Raw genomic sequence first — 17,044 nt, 5'->3', positions numbered from 1 at the left:
TTATTCGACAAATAACCCCTCTGAATATACTAATTAAACGTTTAATTAGATTGCCACTAAACCTTATTTTTAAAAGATTCTATCCCTAGAAAAGGGTAGAATTATGTCGACTAATCAAACGTTTGATTAGTTTAGTGTTATACCTCAATCTATAAGCATTTTTCCCGGGAAATTTCAAAAAAGATGTCGACAATTCCTTCGACAAAAAAACAGACAGAGAAAGACCTGCCTGTTAGTTGTTTATCGTTTACTAAGTTCCTGCTGCAATAATTGATTCACCATTTGTGGATTCGCCTGCCCCTTTGTTGCCTTCATTAGCTGGCCAACAAGGAAGCCCACTGCTTTATTTTTACCATTCTTAAAGTCTTCAACCGATTGCGGATTTGCATCGAGGACATCTGAAATGATTTTCAGTAGTGTACCTTCATCGGAAATTTGAACAAGACCCTTTTCTTTTACTATTTTTTCGGCATCGCCACCGTTTTCAATTAACTCATTAAAAACGGTTTTAGCAATCTTTATAGAAATGGTTCCGTCTTTGATAAGCTTAATTAAACTTGCTAAACCTTCAGGGGTTAGGGCAATTTGATGAAGTTCTTTCCCTTCCGAATTCAGGTAAGCAGAAACATCTCCCATGATCCAGTTCGAAGCCAATTTCGCCTCTGCCCCAGCAGCTACAGTACCTTCAAAGAAATCAGCCATTTCCTTCGTTGCTGTTAGTACTTTGGCGTCATATACAGGTAACCCTAGTTCTTCAGTATAACGCTTTTGGCGCTGATCCGGCAGCTCTGGAATTTCGGCTGCAATCCGCGCTTTCCATTCATCGTCAATAAAGATATCGAGTAGGTCTGGCTCCGGGAAGTAACGATAGTCATCGGATCCTTCTTTTACACGCATGAGTAAGGTAGCACCTGTAGCTTCATCAAATCGACGTGTCTCCTGATCAATTTCCCCACCGCTAGAGACAACCTCACGCTGCCGTTTCTCTTCAAATTCCAAGCCTTTCCGAACAAAATTGAAAGAGTTTAAGTTCTTTAATTCTGTCTTTGTGCCGAACTCTTCTTGTCCAACTGGGCGAATTGAAATATTGGCATCACAGCGAAGTGAACCTTCTTCCATCTTACAATCGGATACTCCTGTAAACTGGATAATCGATTTTAATTTTTCAAGATAGGCATAAGCTTCGTCAGGTGTACGGATATCTGGTTCAGAAACGATTTCTACTAAAGGAGTGCCCTGGCGATTATAATCTACTAATGAATATCCGTTCGCATGGGTTAGTTTCCCTGCGTCCTCTTCTAAATGAATTCTCGTGATACCAATCCGTTTTGTGTAGCCATTTACCTCAATTTCAATCCAGCCATTCTCCCCAATCGGTTTATCAAATTGCGAAATCTGATAGGCCTTCGGATTATCTGGATAAAAATAGTTCTTTCGGTCAAATTTCGTATGACTGGCTACCTGACAGTTTAAGGCCATTGCCGCTTTCATTCCGTATTCTACTGCTTTTTTATTAAGGACTGGCAGCACTCCTGGATAGCCAAGGTCGATTACACTTGTATTCGAATTTGGCTCGGCACCAAAATGGTTAGGACTAGCCGAAAAGATTTTTGAATCCGTTTTTAATTCAACATGAACTTCTAGACCAATCACTGTTTCAAATTCCATCGTCTTCACCCCCTATATTCCTGGCTTTTGTTTATGAAAATCTGTTGCTTGTTCAAACGCATGCGCTACTCGATAAACTGTTGCTTCATCAAAATGCTTGCCGATAATTTGCAGACCAAGAGGCAGACCATTATCAAATCCGCATGGAATTGAGATTCCTGGTACGCCTGCTAGGTTTACTGGAATCGTCAAAATATCATTCACATACATCGTTAACGGATCATCAATATTTTCACCAATTTTAAACGCTGGAGTTGGAGTCGTTGGTCCAATTAAACAATCGTATTTTTCAAATACATCTTCAAAGTCCTTCTTAATTAACGTACGGACCTGCTGTGCTTTCTTGTAATAAGCATCGTAATAACCAGAGCTTAGCGCAAAGGTACCGAGCATGATTCGTCGTTTGACCTCGTCACCAAAGCCTTCAGCCCGTGACTTCTTATATAAATCAAGTAAATTATCAGCATTCGGAGTCCGATAGCCATAGCGAACGCCATCAAAGCGGGCTAGATTAGCAGACGCTTCGGAAGATGAAAGTAAATAGTAAGCTGCTAATGCATATTTTGAATGAGGCAAACTAACCTCTTCCCAAACAGCCCCTTGTTTTTCAAGCACTTTTAAAGCATCCAGCACCGATTGACGGACAGTTTCAGTCACGCCTTCACCAAGATACTCTTTAGGTACGGCGATTTTTAATCCTTTTACATCGCCTGTTAACGCTTGTGCGAAGTTTGGTATATCGACATTAGCTGATGTGGAGTCCATCGGATCTAAACCGGATATTGCTTGCAGGAGATAGGCATTGTCTTCTACTGTTCTCGTAATCGGTCCAATTTGGTCAAGCGATGACGCAAAGGCAACTAGTCCAAAACGAGATATACGTCCGTATGTCGGTTTTAGTCCTACTACACCGCAAAAAGCTGCCGGTTGACGGATGGATCCCCCTGTATCTGAACCCAAAGAAAACAGGACTTCTCCAGCTGCAACCGCAGCAGCCGACCCGCCTGAAGACCCTCCTGGTACTCTCTCTAGATCCCATGGATTCCTCGTTATTTGATAATGGGAATTTTCGTTTGAAGAGCCCATCGCAAACTCGTCCATGTTTAATTTTCCGATTGTAATTGTTTCTTGTTGCTGCAGCTTCTGCACTACGGTTGCGTCATAAATCGGATTGAAGTTTTCAAGGATTTTACTGGCACAGGTTGTCCGAAGGCCTTTCGTCACCAGATTGTCTTTGAGCCCGATTGGCATCCCAAACAACAAGCCTTTATTAGCGTCCGAACTAAGCTTGTCATCAAGGGATTTTGCTGTTTGCCGAGCTCTCTCTTCATCTAATGTTAAAAATGCCTGAACCTTATCCTCTACTAGAGCAATCCGTTTATACGACTCATCCACAAGATCAGTAACTTTTATTTCTTTTTTATGTAAAAGCTCATGGAGATCTGACACTTTATAATCAAATAAACTCACTATCTTTCCTCCCTTGTCTAGCCCCTTCGCCAGGGGTTCCTACTTGCCTTACTCCCCCATTATTGCTGGAACTTTAATCTGACCCTCTTGATGAACAGGTGCATTTTTTAATACTTCCTCACGTGGCAATCCCTTTTGCTTCATGTCCTCACGGAAGACATTATTCATTTTCAGCACATGGTAGGTTGGTTCAACATTTGACGTATCTAATTCATTTAGCTGTTCAGCAAATGTAATGATCGCGTCAAGCTGCTTCGTGAACTTTTCCGCCTCGTCTTCCGTTATCGCTAATCTAGCCAAGTTCGCTACATGCTTAACTTGATCATTTGAAATTCGTGTCATTTTTCATTCCCCCGTCCCTTTTTGTCATTGTTAGTGGCTGTTTTCTGTGAAGCAACAAAGGTTAAGAAAAGAGCCTAGTTAATTATTGATGATACCAAACTTTTCCGCTTTACCGCAATGATTCCCTCATCAGTATGGGCAAAATGAATGGTTTTTAGATTGCTAGCCTTGAACTTCCCCTCCTTATCGAACCTTCCGGTCTGATTGAAGAAGGGGATTCCTATGAACACCAAAGTATCCTTCAGTTTTCTTAATAGGCTAGCCCCGCAGTTCCTGCGGTTAGAAGTCTTATTGCTTCATTTTTAAGATTGATACTTGCGTTAATATCTCTGTTTTCATGATAGGAAAGGCATTGGGGACATTCCCATTCACGTATTGCAAGATTTTTAACGTCTTTGTTTTGGTAGCCACAACAAGAACAAAGCTGACTGCTGGCGAAGTTCTTCGCTACAGTTATGACATGTCTACCGTACCATTTCGCCTTGTATTCAATCATACTTTTAAATTGGGACCAAGATACGTCACTAATCGCTTTGGCAAGATGATGATTTTTCAACATGTTTGATACGGACAAATCTTCCATCCCTATAATGTCGTGGTTTTTGACAATATGGGTGGAGATCTTGTCTAAATAGTCTTTTCTTGCGTTCGTTATTCTTTCATGAATACAAGCGACTTTTCTTTTGGCCTTGTACCAGTTCGCACCGCCCGGCGTTCTTCTGCTCATCACTTGTTGTGCTTTGGCTAATTTTTCTTCTAGTGTACGGAAAAACTTTGGATTGGAATAGATCGTTCCATCTGAAAGAATGGCAAGGTCTTTAATGCCAACATCTATTCCAACAACAGCGTTTGTTTTAGGTAATTCTTCTACTTCAATTTCTGTTCCTAGTGAAACAAAGTATTTACCAGAAGGATTACGTCTTATGGTTACATTCAAAATCCGCCCTTCTACTTCACGACTTTTCGCAAAACGGACAAGTCCTAGCTTTGGTAATTTTACATGGTTGTTCATGACCGTTATATTCCCATTTGTCTGTTTAGTGGTGTAAGATTGGACTTTATTCCTTTTTGATTTAAAACGCGGTTTTTTATTCTGCTTTTTGTAATAACGATGATAGGAATCGGCTAAGTTCTCAACTGATTTTTGCAATGCGATACTGTCAACTTCTTTTAAAAAGGAATAATGTTTCTTGAGTTCAGGCAGTGATTTTACAGTTTCGTATTTGTTAAGGAAATGGCCCTTCCAATTATTTACCGGAAGTTGACCGTTTTGAACCATTTCTTCGACTATATACCAATAAGCATCTTTTTCTTGTTGTTTGCCTAGAAAAAAATTGAATACAAATCTTGAACATCCGATGGTTTTATTAATTAATACAATCTGTTTTTTATTTGGATAGATACGAAATTTATAGGCTTTGTTGATCAGCATGAATTTCTCACCTCACCAAACAGGAACATTTGTTCCTATTATACCATAGTGAGGACCGTTTTGGCTAACGCCAACGACATTCATCCCCCACCTACTCATTGGGCTTCGCCCTTCACATTCCTTGAGGTAGGAGTCTTCTGTCTGGGAACGATAAAAAAGCAATCTAAATATGTTTAGACTGCTGTTTCTACGCTTTTAACGTTTAAATAGTTTTGAGAGAAGACCCTTACTCTTAGGGGGTTTTGGTTCTGGTAAATTGATTGCTTTTTTTGTAATATAAATTTCTGCCTTGTCAATTGCATGGTCCATCGCAAGCAATAAACCCAATTCTGTATCGTGCTCCTTATTGGTTACGATCGTATGCTCAAGATTATACTTTGACGCTAATTTTACATATTTTGATAAGTTGGAATAGTTCATATTACCATTTAAAAACAAATTAGCCTGTGGGTTATTTTTCATTTCCTGCTCCACCTGCGGGTATATGTCTGCTTCTGCCACTTGGCTTTTCTTAAGGGCAATAATGATACGCTCACGTAACGTTCCTAAAAATTTCCGCCTTTCATCTGGCTTCGTTTCTAACGGGCCATGAATTCCCTGTAGAAGGACTTCCTCCACACTCGGCTTTTTCAAATCAGATCAACTCCATTAAAAGGGCTATTATTATCTATGATAATACCCTAAAAAATGTTCATTTCCAAAAGAACAGGGTTATCCGAGCGAGTTTGTTGTTCATCCGCCACTATTTCTCGCCATACGCAACTATTCCCCGTCATTCACATCCAATAAAAAACCCTCTCTCCATTGAGAGAGAGGGGTCCATAGCTAAAACTTTTATTTTGTAAATTGCTCTTCTTCAGTAGAACCTTTCAACGCTGTTGTTGAGGAAGTCCCGCCGCTGATGACCATGGATACTTGGTCAAAGTATCCTGTACCAACTTCACGTTGGTGTCTTGTTGCTGTGTAGCCATATTGCTCGCTGTCGAACTCAGCTTGCTGCAGTTCGGAGTATGCTGCCATGCCGCGTTCATTATAGCCGCGGGCTAGCTCAAACATGCTGTGGTTCAGGGCATGGAAACCGGCAAGTGTTACGAATTGGAACTTGTAGCCCATTTTACCAAGCTCTTGCTGGAAGCTTGCAATGGATTCTTGATCGAGTTTCTTTTTCCAATTGAAAGATGGTGAGCAATTGTAAGCCAGCATTTTTCCGGGGAACTTCTCATGGATCGCTTCTGCAAAACGTCTTGCTTCCTCAATGCTTGGCTCTGATGTTTCACACCAAATAAGATCTGCATATGGCGCATACGCTAGACCACGGGCAATTGCTTGATCAAGGCCCGCTCTTACCCGGAAGAATCCTTCCGTAGTCCGCTCCCCTGTGATAAACGGAGCATCGTTCATGTCAATATCACTCGTAATCAAATCGGCAGCATTTGCATCCGTGCGCGCAACTAATACGGTTGGTGTACCCATAACATCCGCAGCCAAACGAGCAGCGATTAAATTGCGTACTGCTGTTTGTGTTGGCAATAATACTTTACCACCCAAGTGACCACATTTTTTCTCTGAAGAAAGCTGATCCTCAAAGTGTACTCCTGCCGCTCCCGCTTCAATCATACCTTTCATCAGTTCAAAGCAATTTAACTGCCCGCCAAAGCCTGCTTCTGCATCCGCTACGATGGGAACAAACCAGTCAATGAAGTTGTCACCTTCTGAATGGGTGATTTGATCTGCACGCTGAAGTGCTTGGTTAATTCGCTTCACAACACTCGGTACACTGTTTGCTGGATATAAGCTTTGGTCCGGATACATATGACCAGAAAGGTTGGCGTCCGCTGCAACCTGCCATCCACTAAGATAAATTGCCTTTAATCCGGCTTTTACCTGCTGAACTGCTTGATTCCCAGTTAGCGCACCTAATGCATTAATATAGTCCTCTTCTTGCATTTGCTTCCACAGCTTTTCTGCCCCACGTCTAGCCAATGTATGCTCGATATCTAACGAACCGCGAAGCTTGATAACATCCTCGGCTGTGTATGGTCTAGTAACTCCATTCCAACGATTATCTAGCTCCCAGCTTTCTTGTAATTCCATCGCTCTTGAATTTGTCATTTTATATTCCTCCTATTAATCTATTATTTATAAAATCTCATATCCCGGTAATGTTAAAAACTCTACAAATTCACTATTTAAAATCAAATTGTCAAATAGCGTAACTGCTTCAGCGAAACGCCCATTTTCATAGGCTGACAAGCCAATTTCACTCTTAATTTTTTCTAATTCCTCAAGCTTGAATTGCTCATACATCTCGATGTTTACCTTCCTGCCATCGGCGAGCACACCTTTCGGGTGGCGGATCCATTGCCATAACTGCGCCCGTGAAATTTCCGCTGTTGCCGCGTCCTCCATCAAATGATGGATTGGGGCTGCTCCTCTACCAGATAACCAGGAAGCAATGTATTGAATCCCAACATTGATATTAACGCGAACACCTTCTTCGGTAATCTTACCGCCCGGTGCTTCGAGCAAATCGCTGGCAGTAATCGTAATCTTTTGTTGTTTCGTTGTATGAATCTGGTTTGCTACAGGCATTTCTCGGTTAAATACTTCTAACGCAATCGGTACAAGATCAGGGTGTGCTACCCAGGTACCATCATGGCCATCGTATACTTCACGCTCTTTGTCAGCACGAACCTTCGCAAATGCTTCCTCGTTTGCTTTTGGATTGTTGCGGATTGGTATTTGTGCTGCCATTCCCCCAATCGCAGGGGCTTTCCTAAGGTGACACGTTTGAATGGTCAGTAAGGAATAAGAACGCATAAATGGTGCCGTCATCGTTACCTGCGAGCGGTCCGGTAAAATGATATCTTTTTGGTTACGAAGTTTTTTCAAATAGCTGAAAATATAATCCCATCTTCCACAATTCAGACCTGCTGAGTGTTCCTTTAATTCAAAAAGAATTTCATTCATTTCAAATGCAGCCATGAACGTTTCAAGTAAAACAGTAGCTTTTATCGTTCCTTGAGCAATTTCAAGCTCATTTTGTGTAAAAATAAAAACATCATTCCAGAGACGTGCTTCTAAATGACTTTCAAGCTTTGGAAGATAGAAATATGGACCCGTTCGCTGTGCCAACAGATTTTTTACATTATGGAAAAAGTACATTCCAAAATCAAAAAAGCTTCCAGAAATGGGCTTGCCATTAAACAGCACATGTTTCTCCTCTAAATGAAGTCCGCGCGGCCTTACCAACAGGACAGCAGTTTCCTCATTCAGCACATACTTTTTACCATTCGGATTTTCATAGGAAATTGTCCGATTTACTGCGTCTCTTAAGTTGATTTGTCCTTCGACGATATTCTCCCAGGTTGGTGAAGTAGCATCTTCAAAATCTGCCATAAAAACCTTTGCACCGGAATTTAGAGCATTAATGACCATTTTTCTGTCTGTCGGTCCAGTAATCTCTACACGACGATCCTGAAGGTCCTTCGGCAATGGAGCAATTGTCCAGTCCCCATTACGAATATGCTTTGTTTCAGGGAGGAAATTTGGAAGCTTTCCGCTATTGATTTCCTCTTGGCGTTTTTTCCGGAACTGTAACAATTCAATCCTTCTTGCTCCAAAATTCCGCTCTAGTTTTTCAATGAAATTCAATGCCTCTGGTGTAAGAATTTCATCAAACTGGGCTTTTATCGTCCCAACTACTTCAATACCTGTCGTTTGCGTCGACATGAACTTGATCACCTCTTTGTTATAATACAGTAACAGTTGTTATGTTTTGTATTATATAACACACTTTATAAAAAGGGAACTATTTTTCCGAAAATTTTTAAAAATAGGTACAATTTCCCTGTTGAAGTTTTTTAGTGGTTGTGAACAAGCTTCGGGACAGTTAATTTTTTCCATATAACCATAAGGCTAAAAGGGCTGTTGGAAATTTCTCCGACAGCCCTTTTAGCTTATACGATTTGTTTATATCGCTCTTTCGCCATGATATACATGGCACTTCCCCATCCTAAAGGGGTATTGGGATTATATTCCGCAGATTTAGCAAAATAAAGTTCCGGTAAACTGCCATCTGCGAGCATCACTTTTTCTGTTTGTTTGATGTAATGATTTGCTTTTTCAATATTCCCTAACTCTAAATGGCATAGCGCCAGCCAAGGAAGCCCAAATGTCCACTCGGCCTCCGTACCATAATAAAACGGGAAATCGTGATGTCTTCCTTCCTGTTCCACCGTGGAATAATAGGAATCTCCTTTGTAGCGAATGACCCCGCGTTCACGTAAAAGATGCGTTTCCACTTGGTCAACGACCATCTTTGCTTCGTTCCCAATCAACACCCGATACGGAAAAATTAAACTTAATTGAGCTAAATCAAAGGGACGATCGCTGCTTTCTCGTGGAAAAAGGTTACTAAGAGCTTGATAGCCTTTCGTAATCCATTCGCCAGGCACAAAAACAATATCTCTAACCGCTTGCAGCCCAGCCACACATGCCCCGACAGAACTCGAATGAAGCTCTCTCCATTCCTCCCACATCCCATTATCAGCATCTTCCCAGTACTGAACACACCCTAAATAGCCAACCAGTTTCTGAACAATCTCGTGATCCTTTTCATCCCGAATGATATTCTTTCCTCTTTGATAACCGAGGCCAATCCCCCAAAGAATCGCACCAATCGCATCATGCTGTGCATGCCCCCACGGTGTATCTATTTCCCTTACATCCATTGCTGAATATCTAGAATGAATGTATTCCCATTGCTCTCTTGGCTTTTGAACAGTATGGATATCCAACTTCCACTCGTATTCTCTAAATAAGTCCAGTATCCGGTGATAAGTCATTTCATAAATTTGATTATGTTGCTCCAAATAAGGCAGGGACATATAAAAGGAATCTCGCAACCATACATAATGATAATCCTTTGACGAAGATGCTAAATACAAACCATGCGGCAAACGTAATTGATCAAGGATATGATAGCTATGCAAAACTCTTTCGTTCATCTTTTCAACCTCATTTACTTTTTACCTTTCTTTCTAGCCCGTTCATGGCCTTTTTATACCATGATCATTACGTATAAATTAAGAGAATGTTGTCCATGCTAAAACTATAAACATAGATTAGGAGAGTGGGAAAATTGATACATACTAGGGGGGAAATCTCGATGAGCACGGAAGAATTAACGAAAATAATTGCTGTGAAACAGATGGATTTAGAGGAATGTGAACAGGAACTGAACAACCGTTACTACCCTTCAGTTGTACGAATAGCCATGATGAATTACATAGGAAATTTGCAAAAACAATTAGAAACGGATACCAAGGCATTGCAGAACCGGTAAAAAGCAAAATGACGTGTGGGATCAGATTCACACGTCATTTTTTGTGTCATTTATTTCTTGCATTAGCAGTGAAAAGTCAGCTTCGCGATTTTGACTGTTTAGGAACTGCTCACTTACGATGGCTGTTACTAATCTTCCTTTTCTAGAGGGATCTTTCACTTCTTGCAAAATTCGCTGCCTAGCTGAATAAAGGAACTCTAGATAATCTTCAAACCGGTCATCAAATTGCAGTTCTAGCTGTTCTCGTATTTTCTTTGCAAGTGTTGGACTGGCTCCACCTGTTGAGACCGCAATACTCAATCGTCCGCGCTGAATGTGAGAGGGTACATGAAAGTCCGATCCTGCCGGGTCATCGGCAATGGTTACAAGCTGTTGATCACTTGTTGTTGTTTTTATATATTGATTCAACTGATGGTCGTTCGTTGCTGCAAAAATTAACAACGCACCATTAATATCTTCTGTAGAAAAGGATTTTTTTTGCCACTCGATCATGCCATTACTAGCAAGCCTGTTAAGTTCATCGGTAATATCAGGGCTAATCACGACAATCCGTGCATTTGTCCCAAGTAATCCGGATACTTTCCGTTCGGCAACTTTACCACCGCCTGCTACCACGACTTTTTTACCTGCAAGTCTTAACGTAATTGGATAATTCAAGTACGCACCCTACCTTTCCACAGCCAGCGGATTCTGTACTAAGTATTCTACCAATGCATCTCTCGTTGCGGTTTCTAGCATTCCATCTGCCACAAGTCTAGCACATTCTACTGCATCCTTTGACTGCTGCCCCATGCAAACCACTTGCACTTCTTTTAAAAGGTCAAAGACGTTAATACTGCATTTCTTCAAGCTTTCGATAAATAAGCCAACTGCAGCTGCGCTTGGGAATACCATCGTATTCACGTCTGCCTCTTCTACCATCCGTTGAAAAATTGGCAGGAACTGCTGGTCCAATTCTTTTTTACTTGTAACCATGTAGTCAGCACTTTCAACCTCGCTATGCAATCTGCGTTCGTCACCTACAATCAGCAGACTTCCTGGCTTTGGCATGTTGGTAGCTAAACTAGCAATAAATCCACGCTCTTTTAAGGCTTTAATAGATTTACTAGAACCCCCATAGAAATCGGCTTTTATTTTTCGAATATCGATTCCCTTTTCAATAACTGCATTAAAAAATTCGCCGACGCCCTCAGGCGATGAGAACAAAATTTTATCGTAGTTTGTTATTTTACCCAAATCAACAGGCAAAAGGGTCTTTTTCCATTTTGGAAATTCAATGACATCTGCACCCTTTTCCATTAATTCCTTTGCCAGGCCGCTAACACTTTCACTTGTACGTGCGAGTAAAATTTGACGGCCATACAAGGGCATCTTCTCAAACCAGCTGATTTTTTCACGGAGAGAAATAACATCACCAACAAGGATAATCGCCGGGTTGCGAAACTTAGCCTCTTGGACTTTTTCAGAGATATCACTTAAGGTTCCTTGAAGGGTTCTCTGACGGCCAAATGTTCCCCACTGAATCAAAATAATTGGAGTGGCCGCAGGTCTTCCATGCGCAATCAGATTTTCACAGATAAACGGGAGATTACCGACACCCATGTAAAAGGCAATTGTATCCACTCCACGGACAAGGCCTTCCCAATCAAGCATTGGCTTGCCATCGTTTGATTTATCATGCGCGGTGACAACTGCAAATGATTCCGCATGTTCTCGATGGGTAACAGGAATTCCAGCATATAGGGGGGCTGCAATCCCCGATGTAATACCAGGCACGATTTCAAAAGAAATTTGATAGGAAGCAAGGGCGGCTGCTTCTTCGCCAACACGGCCAAACACACCAGGGTCGCCGCCTTTTAAGCGGACGACTCTTTTACCTTTCAGCGCCTTCTCTACCAAGAGGTCATTGATATTTTCTTGACGGAGAATATGGCGGTCTGGTAATTTGCCGCAATAAATCAATTCGCAATTATCGGGAGCAAACTCCAATAGTTTTGGATTCGCAAGCCGGTCATATAAAATGACCTCGGCCTGCTTGATTGCTTCTAATCCTTTTACTGTGATTAAACGAACGTCCCCTGGCCCTGCTCCTACTAAAGATACTCTTCCCGTTGTCATCCTGCAGCCATCCTTTCAAACTCTTTATATAATAATAATATAAACGTTATTGTCCTCTACTTCCACCTGATAGGTTTTTACTTGCCCTTCATCTGGTGCCTGAACTTTTCCATCTGCTAAGGAGATTTTCCAATCATAGACTGGGCAAAAAACATATTCGCCACTGACGAGACCTTCCGTTAACACACCGCCTTTTGGGTGCGGACTGCGGTTTTCAATACCAAATACTGTCCCATTTGTTACTTTAAAAAGTGCAATTTCCATCCCATCGACACTAACAGCATAGCCAGCCCTTACTGGGAGGTTAGAATAGTTAGCAACTAGAGTACGAGTTTTTGTTACGATCATGTTTAATCACTCCCCTGCCTTGATAGTGTGAACTGCGTAGTATTTATCTTTAATGTTTTCACTTTGAATCGCTTCATTCCAAGGTTCAATGTATTTCTTTAACGATTGATCCATTCGCCCATTTAATGCTTTTCTTGTTTCTTCACTTGCTAAGACTTCTTTCACATGATCTAAGCCCACACGCTCTACCCATTTAGATGTACGCTCTAGGTAATTTGCAGTTTCACGATAGTATTGCAGGTAGGCACTGGTCATTTCCATTACCTCAGCGTCTGTTTTTACCGTAGCTAATAGGTCACCAGCGCGAAGATCGACACCACCGTTACCCGCAACATAGATTTCCCAGCCGCCATCAATTCCCACAAAACCGATATCCTTGATCCCTGCTTCTGAACAGTTTCTTGGGCAGGCTGACACACCCATTTTTACTTTGTGTGGTGTATCAAGACGTTCAAATTTCTTCTCCAACTCAATTCCTAGTGCCATTGAATCCTGCGTACCATAGCGGCAGAACTGAGCACCCACACACGTTTTTACGGTACGAAGTGTTTTCCCGTAAGCATAGCCAGATGGCATATCTAGCTCTTCCCACATACTTGGTAAGTCTTCCTTTTTGACTCCAAATAAACCAATCCGCTGACCTCCGGTTAATTTTACAAGCGGTACCTCATATTTTTCAGCGACCTCTGCGATTTTTTTCAAATCCGCGGCTGTTGTCACACCGCCATACATTCTTGGCACAACCGAGTATGTTCCATCATTCTGGATATTGGCATGCATTTTCTCGTTTACAAGACGGGAGTCACGATCATCTTTGTATTCATCCATGTGAATCATTCCAAGGTAATAGTTAATAGCTGGACGACATTTTGTACATCCTTCTTCATTCTTCCACTCTAGAACATTCATGACTTCTTTTACACTAGATAAGCCTTTTTCTTTGATTTCAGCAATCAATTCTTCTCGGCTGATGGTCGTGCAGCCACAAATACTTGTTTTTTGTGCTGCCGCTGCGTCAAATTGGTCGCCAAGCGTGTAGGCAAGAATATCGTTGACCATTGGTTTACAGCGACCACAAGATCGACCTGCATTTGTACAATGGCTTACTTGATCAAGCGTGGTTAACCCTTGGGTTTTTATCGCCTCAACAATTGTACCTTTGGTAACACCGTTACAGCCGCATACTAGTTCATCATTCGGCATCGAAGCAACATCACCACTTCCGCCTTCCGCTGAACATTGTGACTCAAAAATGGATACTCCAGTGATATCTTCTTTTTTCGTCAGCATCTTGAACAGCCTTGTACTATCTTTCGTGTCACCATAGAGCACAATTCCAACAATTCTGTTATTGCGGATTAACACCCTTTTGTAGATACCTTCATATTCGTTGTAGACCATGATCGATTTTGTTGTACCATCTTCAAAAATCTCACCAGCAGAGTAAAGGTCGACTCCAGCAACTTTTAGCTGAGTACCGGTAACCGATCCTTCATAAGGTGCAGGTTCTTTGCCACAAATTCTTTCAGCAAGCATTTTTCCCTGCTCATATAATGGCGCGACCAAGCCGTAAACAATTTCTCTATGCTCGGCACATTCACCAACCGCATAAACATTCGGCGCACTTGTTTCCATGTAGTCATTCACAACAATTCCGCGGTTAACATAGATGCCACTATCTTTCGCAACCATCGTGTTAGACTTAATCCCGATTGCCATTACAACAAGATCTGCCTGGACGAATGTCCCATCTTTAAAACGAAGACCAGCGACGCGCTCATCCCCAATAATTTCAACGGTTTCTTTTTCCATTAAAAAGTGCATGCCCTGTGCTTCGAGTTCTGCCTTTAGCAATGATGAAGCGATTGGATCTAGCTGACGCTCCATTAGACTCGGCATTAGATGGACAACATCTACCTTCATTCCTAGATTTAGTAACCCTCTTGCTGCTTCAAGTCCTAGGAGACCACCACCGATTACCACAGCCTTTTTATACTCTTTAGCCGATTTGATCATCATTTCACAATCTTTTATATCACGAAATCCGGTTACGCCCAATTTGTCTGCACCTGGAATTGGCAGCATAAACGAGTTCGAACCTGTTGCGATGATCAGTTCATCATACTCTACTTCACGGCCATGATCAGAAATCACGCGCTTTGCTTCCACATCTATCTTAGTTACACGTTCACCAGTAAATAATTGAATGTTATTTTCTTTATACCAATCTAATGGGTTGATAATAATTTCTTCGAAGTTTGTATCTCCTTGGAGGATATTTGATAGTTTAATACGGTTGTAGTTTGGGTATGGCTCTTGTCCAAAAATGGTAATTTCGAATTGTTCTGGAGAGATTTTTAGAATTTCTTCAATTGTTCTAACTCCCGCCATTCCGTTCCCGATCATCACTAGTTTTTTCAACTTGGATCGCTCCTTATATATAAATTTATGTTAATTACGTTTATCTCTATAGACACATTGTAAAACTTTCATTGTGGGTTTGATTGTGACGTACTTCACATCTCATTGTTTGTTTGTGAACCATTTCACATTATTGTCAAATATCAAGGAGGGGGGTTTTGGATATGGACTATTTCGGGTGGGTTTTGGACTTTTTTCAGAGGGTTATGGACTATTTTTAAAGAGTTTTGGACTTTTAACCATTATCCCCCAAAAACAAAACCCCTCCTCAACCGAGAAGGGGTAAAAAATACGAGATTAATACATTTCAGATGTTGTTTTAGCTTGCATGTGAAGAAGTAAGTAGTCAGGACCGCCCGCTTTGGAGTCCGTTCCAGACATGTTGAAGCCGCCGAATGGCTGGTAACCAACAATCGCACCTGTACATGAGCGGTTAAAGTAGAGGTTACCTACATGGAAGTCTTCACGCGCTTGCTCTTGGTGAGCGCGATTTTTCGTGATAACGGCACCCGTTAAACCATACTCAGTGTTGTTAGCAATTTCAATGGCTTCTGTGAAATCCTTGGCTTTGGTGAAACCAACGACTGGACCAAAGATTTCTTCCTGCATAATACGTGATTTAGGGGCAAGGTCTGCAATAACAGTTGGTTGAATGAAGTAGCCTTTTGAATTGTCTCCTTCTCCGCCAGCCATTAACTTGCCTTCCTGCTTGCCGATTTCCACATATTCCATGATTTTCTTAAACGCGTTATGATCGTTAACAGGGCCCATGAATGTTGCTTGCTCAGTTGGGTCACCTACTGTTAATTGGTTCGTTAATTCAACTACACGGTTTAATACGGTATCATAAACATCCTCAACGATTACCGCCCGAGAACATGCTGAACATTTTTGGCCAGAGAAGCCAAATGCACCTGCTACGATCGATTGAGCTGCAAGCTCAAGGTCTGCTTCAGAGTCAACCACGATCGTATCTTTACCGCCCATCTCAGCGATCAAACGCTTCATCCAAACTTGACCTTGGTTCACTTTTGAAGATCGTTCAAAGATACGAAGTCCCACATCTCGTGAACCTGTAAAGCTGATGAAACGAGTATCTTTATGGTCAACTAAGTAATCGCCAACCTCGGAACCGCTGCCAGGTACAAAGTTTAATACGCCTTTAGGTAGACCTGCTTCTTCCATAACTTCAACGAATTTTGCCGCAACCACAGGTGTAGTGGAAGCTGGTTTTAACAGTACGGTATTGCCCGTTACAATCGCGGCAACTGTGGTTCCTGCCATAATGGCAAAAGGGAAATTCCAAGGAGAAATAATGATACCTACTCCTAAAGGAATATAGTCATAGCGATTGTATTCGTTTGGACGACTATTTACTGGTACACCATCTTTAAGCGCTAACATTTGACGGCCATAATATTCTAGGAAGTCAATTCCCTCTGCTGTGTCTGCATCGGCCTCATTCCATGGCTTACCTGCTTCCTTTGTCATAAGAGCAGAAAACTCATGTTTACGACGGCGGATAATGGCTGCTGCTTTGAATAATACATCCGCCCGCACTTCAGGCTTTACCTTTTTCCAAGTTTGGAATGCTTCAACTGCTGCCTGCATGGCTTGTTCAGCAAGGTCTCGGCTTGCTTTTGACACAGAACCAATTACTTCTTCTTTATTAGCTGGATTATATGAAACTATTTTATCTTCTGTTGTAATTTTTTCGCCACCGATAACCAGTGGATACTCTTTTCCTAAATAACTTTCAACCGTTTTCAATCCATTTAGATAGGCCTGGCGGTTTTCTTCATTCGTAAAATCGGTGAATGGTTCATGCTTATAAGGTTGTACCATATCTTAAAACCTGGTTACTAAAATCTATAAAAATCTACATTTCGCCTCCGAAC

At 41.6% G+C, this 17,044-nt stretch carries 14 protein-coding genes; 1 reads left to right on the top strand and 13 read right to left on the bottom strand.

Translation table 11 applies throughout. The features are described from left to right. Positions 1–240: 240 nt before the first annotated feature. From gatB to BLR86_RS16795, 8 genes are all read right to left on the bottom strand, one after another. Complete coding sequence (gene gatB / locus BLR86_RS16830; RefSeq protein ID WP_090763870.1) at positions 241–1,668, bottom strand: Asp-tRNA(Asn)/Glu-tRNA(Gln) amidotransferase subunit GatB; 1,428 nt, start codon at positions 1,666–1,668, stop codon at positions 241–243. A gap of 12 nt (positions 1,669–1,680) precedes the next feature. Next, a complete protein-coding gene (gene gatA, locus BLR86_RS16825) occupies positions 1,681–3,138 on the bottom strand; it encodes an Asp-tRNA(Asn)/Glu-tRNA(Gln) amidotransferase subunit GatA (protein ID WP_090763867.1) in 1,458 nt (485 codons plus the stop codon). 48 nt (positions 3,139–3,186) lie between these two features. Continuing rightward, the gene (gene gatC, locus BLR86_RS16820; protein WP_090763863.1) at positions 3,187–3,480 is read right to left on the bottom strand and encodes an Asp-tRNA(Asn)/Glu-tRNA(Gln) amidotransferase subunit GatC; all 294 of its coding nucleotides are present in this window, start codon (positions 3,478–3,480) and stop codon (positions 3,187–3,189) included. A 250-nt stretch (positions 3,481–3,730) separates the two neighbouring features. Further along, positions 3,731–4,912: an IS200/IS605 family element RNA-guided endonuclease TnpB gene (gene tnpB / locus BLR86_RS16815; RefSeq protein WP_090763860.1), complete on the bottom strand. Its 1,182-nt coding sequence runs from the start codon at positions 4,910–4,912 to the stop codon at positions 3,731–3,733. Positions 4,913–5,107: 195 nt separating this feature from the next. Then, positions 5,108–5,545: a YueI family protein gene (locus BLR86_RS16810; protein WP_090763857.1), complete on the bottom strand. Its 438-nt coding sequence runs from the start codon at positions 5,543–5,545 to the stop codon at positions 5,108–5,110. Between the two features lie 201 nt (positions 5,546–5,746). After that, the gene (gene aceA, locus BLR86_RS16805) at positions 5,747–7,024 is read right to left on the bottom strand and encodes an isocitrate lyase (RefSeq protein ID WP_090763855.1); all 1,278 of its coding nucleotides are present in this window, start codon (positions 7,022–7,024) and stop codon (positions 5,747–5,749) included. 27 nt (positions 7,025–7,051) lie between these two features. Next, positions 7,052–8,644: a malate synthase A gene (gene aceB / locus BLR86_RS16800; protein WP_090763853.1), complete on the bottom strand. Its 1,593-nt coding sequence runs from the start codon at positions 8,642–8,644 to the stop codon at positions 7,052–7,054. Between the two features lie 227 nt (positions 8,645–8,871). Then, positions 8,872–9,921, bottom strand: a complete 1,050-nt coding sequence (locus BLR86_RS16795; RefSeq protein ID WP_090763847.1) for a glycoside hydrolase family 15 protein — start codon at positions 9,919–9,921, stop codon at positions 8,872–8,874. Positions 9,922–10,082: 161 nt separating this feature from the next. On the opposite strand from BLR86_RS16795, the gene BLR86_RS26170 reads away from it, so the two are divergent. Continuing rightward, on the top strand, positions 10,083–10,259 hold the full coding sequence (locus tag BLR86_RS26170) for a hypothetical protein (RefSeq protein WP_175492934.1): 177 nt from the start codon (positions 10,083–10,085) through the stop codon (positions 10,257–10,259). Positions 10,260–10,286: 27 nt separating this feature from the next. Here the strand turns inward: BLR86_RS26170 and BLR86_RS16790 are convergent, their stop codons facing one another. From BLR86_RS16790 to pruA, 5 genes are all read right to left on the bottom strand, one after another. Then, entirely contained in the window at positions 10,287–10,916 is a 630-nt protein-coding gene (locus BLR86_RS16790) for an NAD(P)-binding protein (protein WP_090763843.1), read from the bottom strand. Positions 10,917–10,925: 9 nt separating this feature from the next. After that, positions 10,926–12,377, bottom strand: a complete 1,452-nt coding sequence (gene cobA / locus BLR86_RS16785) for a uroporphyrinogen-III C-methyltransferase (protein ID WP_090763840.1) — start codon at positions 12,375–12,377, stop codon at positions 10,926–10,928. A gap of 24 nt (positions 12,378–12,401) precedes the next feature. Beyond that, entirely contained in the window at positions 12,402–12,725 is a 324-nt protein-coding gene (nirD, locus tag BLR86_RS16780) for a nitrite reductase small subunit NirD (protein WP_090763838.1), read from the bottom strand. A 6-nt stretch (positions 12,726–12,731) separates the two neighbouring features. Continuing rightward, on the bottom strand, positions 12,732–15,131 hold the full coding sequence (nirB, locus tag BLR86_RS16775) for a nitrite reductase large subunit NirB (RefSeq protein ID WP_090764376.1): 2,400 nt from the start codon (positions 15,129–15,131) through the stop codon (positions 12,732–12,734). Between the two features lie 312 nt (positions 15,132–15,443). Next, complete coding sequence (gene pruA, locus BLR86_RS16770) at positions 15,444–16,991, bottom strand: L-glutamate gamma-semialdehyde dehydrogenase (RefSeq protein ID WP_090763835.1); 1,548 nt, start codon at positions 16,989–16,991, stop codon at positions 15,444–15,446. Between the last annotated feature and the right edge of the window lie 53 nt (positions 16,992–17,044).

It is taken from the genome of Bacillus sp. OK048 (assembly GCF_900103525.1).
Taxonomy (GTDB): Bacteria; Bacillota; Bacilli; order Bacillales; family Cytobacillaceae; genus Neobacillus.
The sequence above is the reverse complement of the archived record's forward strand: the minus strand, read 5'-3'. Positions and strand labels throughout refer to the sequence as shown.

What these genes read in the sequence shown, in the direction of transcription:
- gatB (WP_090763870.1), bottom strand. Translation starts at nt 1,668, where the DNA reads ATGGAATTTGAAACAGTGATTGGTCTAGAAGTTCATGTTGAATTAAAA.
- gatC (WP_090763863.1), bottom strand. Translation starts at nt 3,480, where the DNA reads ATGACACGAATTTCAAATGATCAAGTTAAGCATGTAGCGAACTTGGCT.
- tnpB (WP_090763860.1), bottom strand. Translation starts at nt 4,912, where the DNA reads ATGCTGATCAACAAAGCCTATAAATTTCGTATCTATCCAAATAAAAAA.
- aceA (WP_090763855.1), bottom strand. Translation starts at nt 7,024, where the DNA reads ATGACAAATTCAAGAGCGATGGAATTACAAGAAAGCTGGGAGCTAGAT.
- aceB (WP_090763853.1), bottom strand. Translation starts at nt 8,644, where the DNA reads ATGTCGACGCAAACGACAGGTATTGAAGTAGTTGGGACGATAAAAGCC.
- BLR86_RS16795 (WP_090763847.1), bottom strand. Translation starts at nt 9,921, where the DNA reads ATGAACGAAAGAGTTTTGCATAGCTATCATATCCTTGATCAATTACGT.
- BLR86_RS26170 (WP_175492934.1), top strand. Translation starts at nt 10,083, where the DNA reads ATGAGCACGGAAGAATTAACGAAAATAATTGCTGTGAAACAGATGGAT.
- cobA (WP_090763840.1), bottom strand. Translation starts at nt 12,377, where the DNA reads ATGACAACGGGAAGAGTATCTTTAGTAGGAGCAGGGCCAGGGGACGTT.
- nirD (WP_090763838.1), bottom strand. Translation starts at nt 12,725, where the DNA reads ATGATCGTAACAAAAACTCGTACTCTAGTTGCTAACTATTCTAACCTC.
- nirB (WP_090764376.1), bottom strand. Translation starts at nt 15,131, where the DNA reads ATGATCGGGAACGGAATGGCGGGAGTTAGAACAATTGAAGAAATTCTA.
- pruA (WP_090763835.1), bottom strand. Translation starts at nt 16,991, where the DNA reads ATGGTACAACCTTATAAGCATGAACCATTCACCGATTTTACGAATGAA.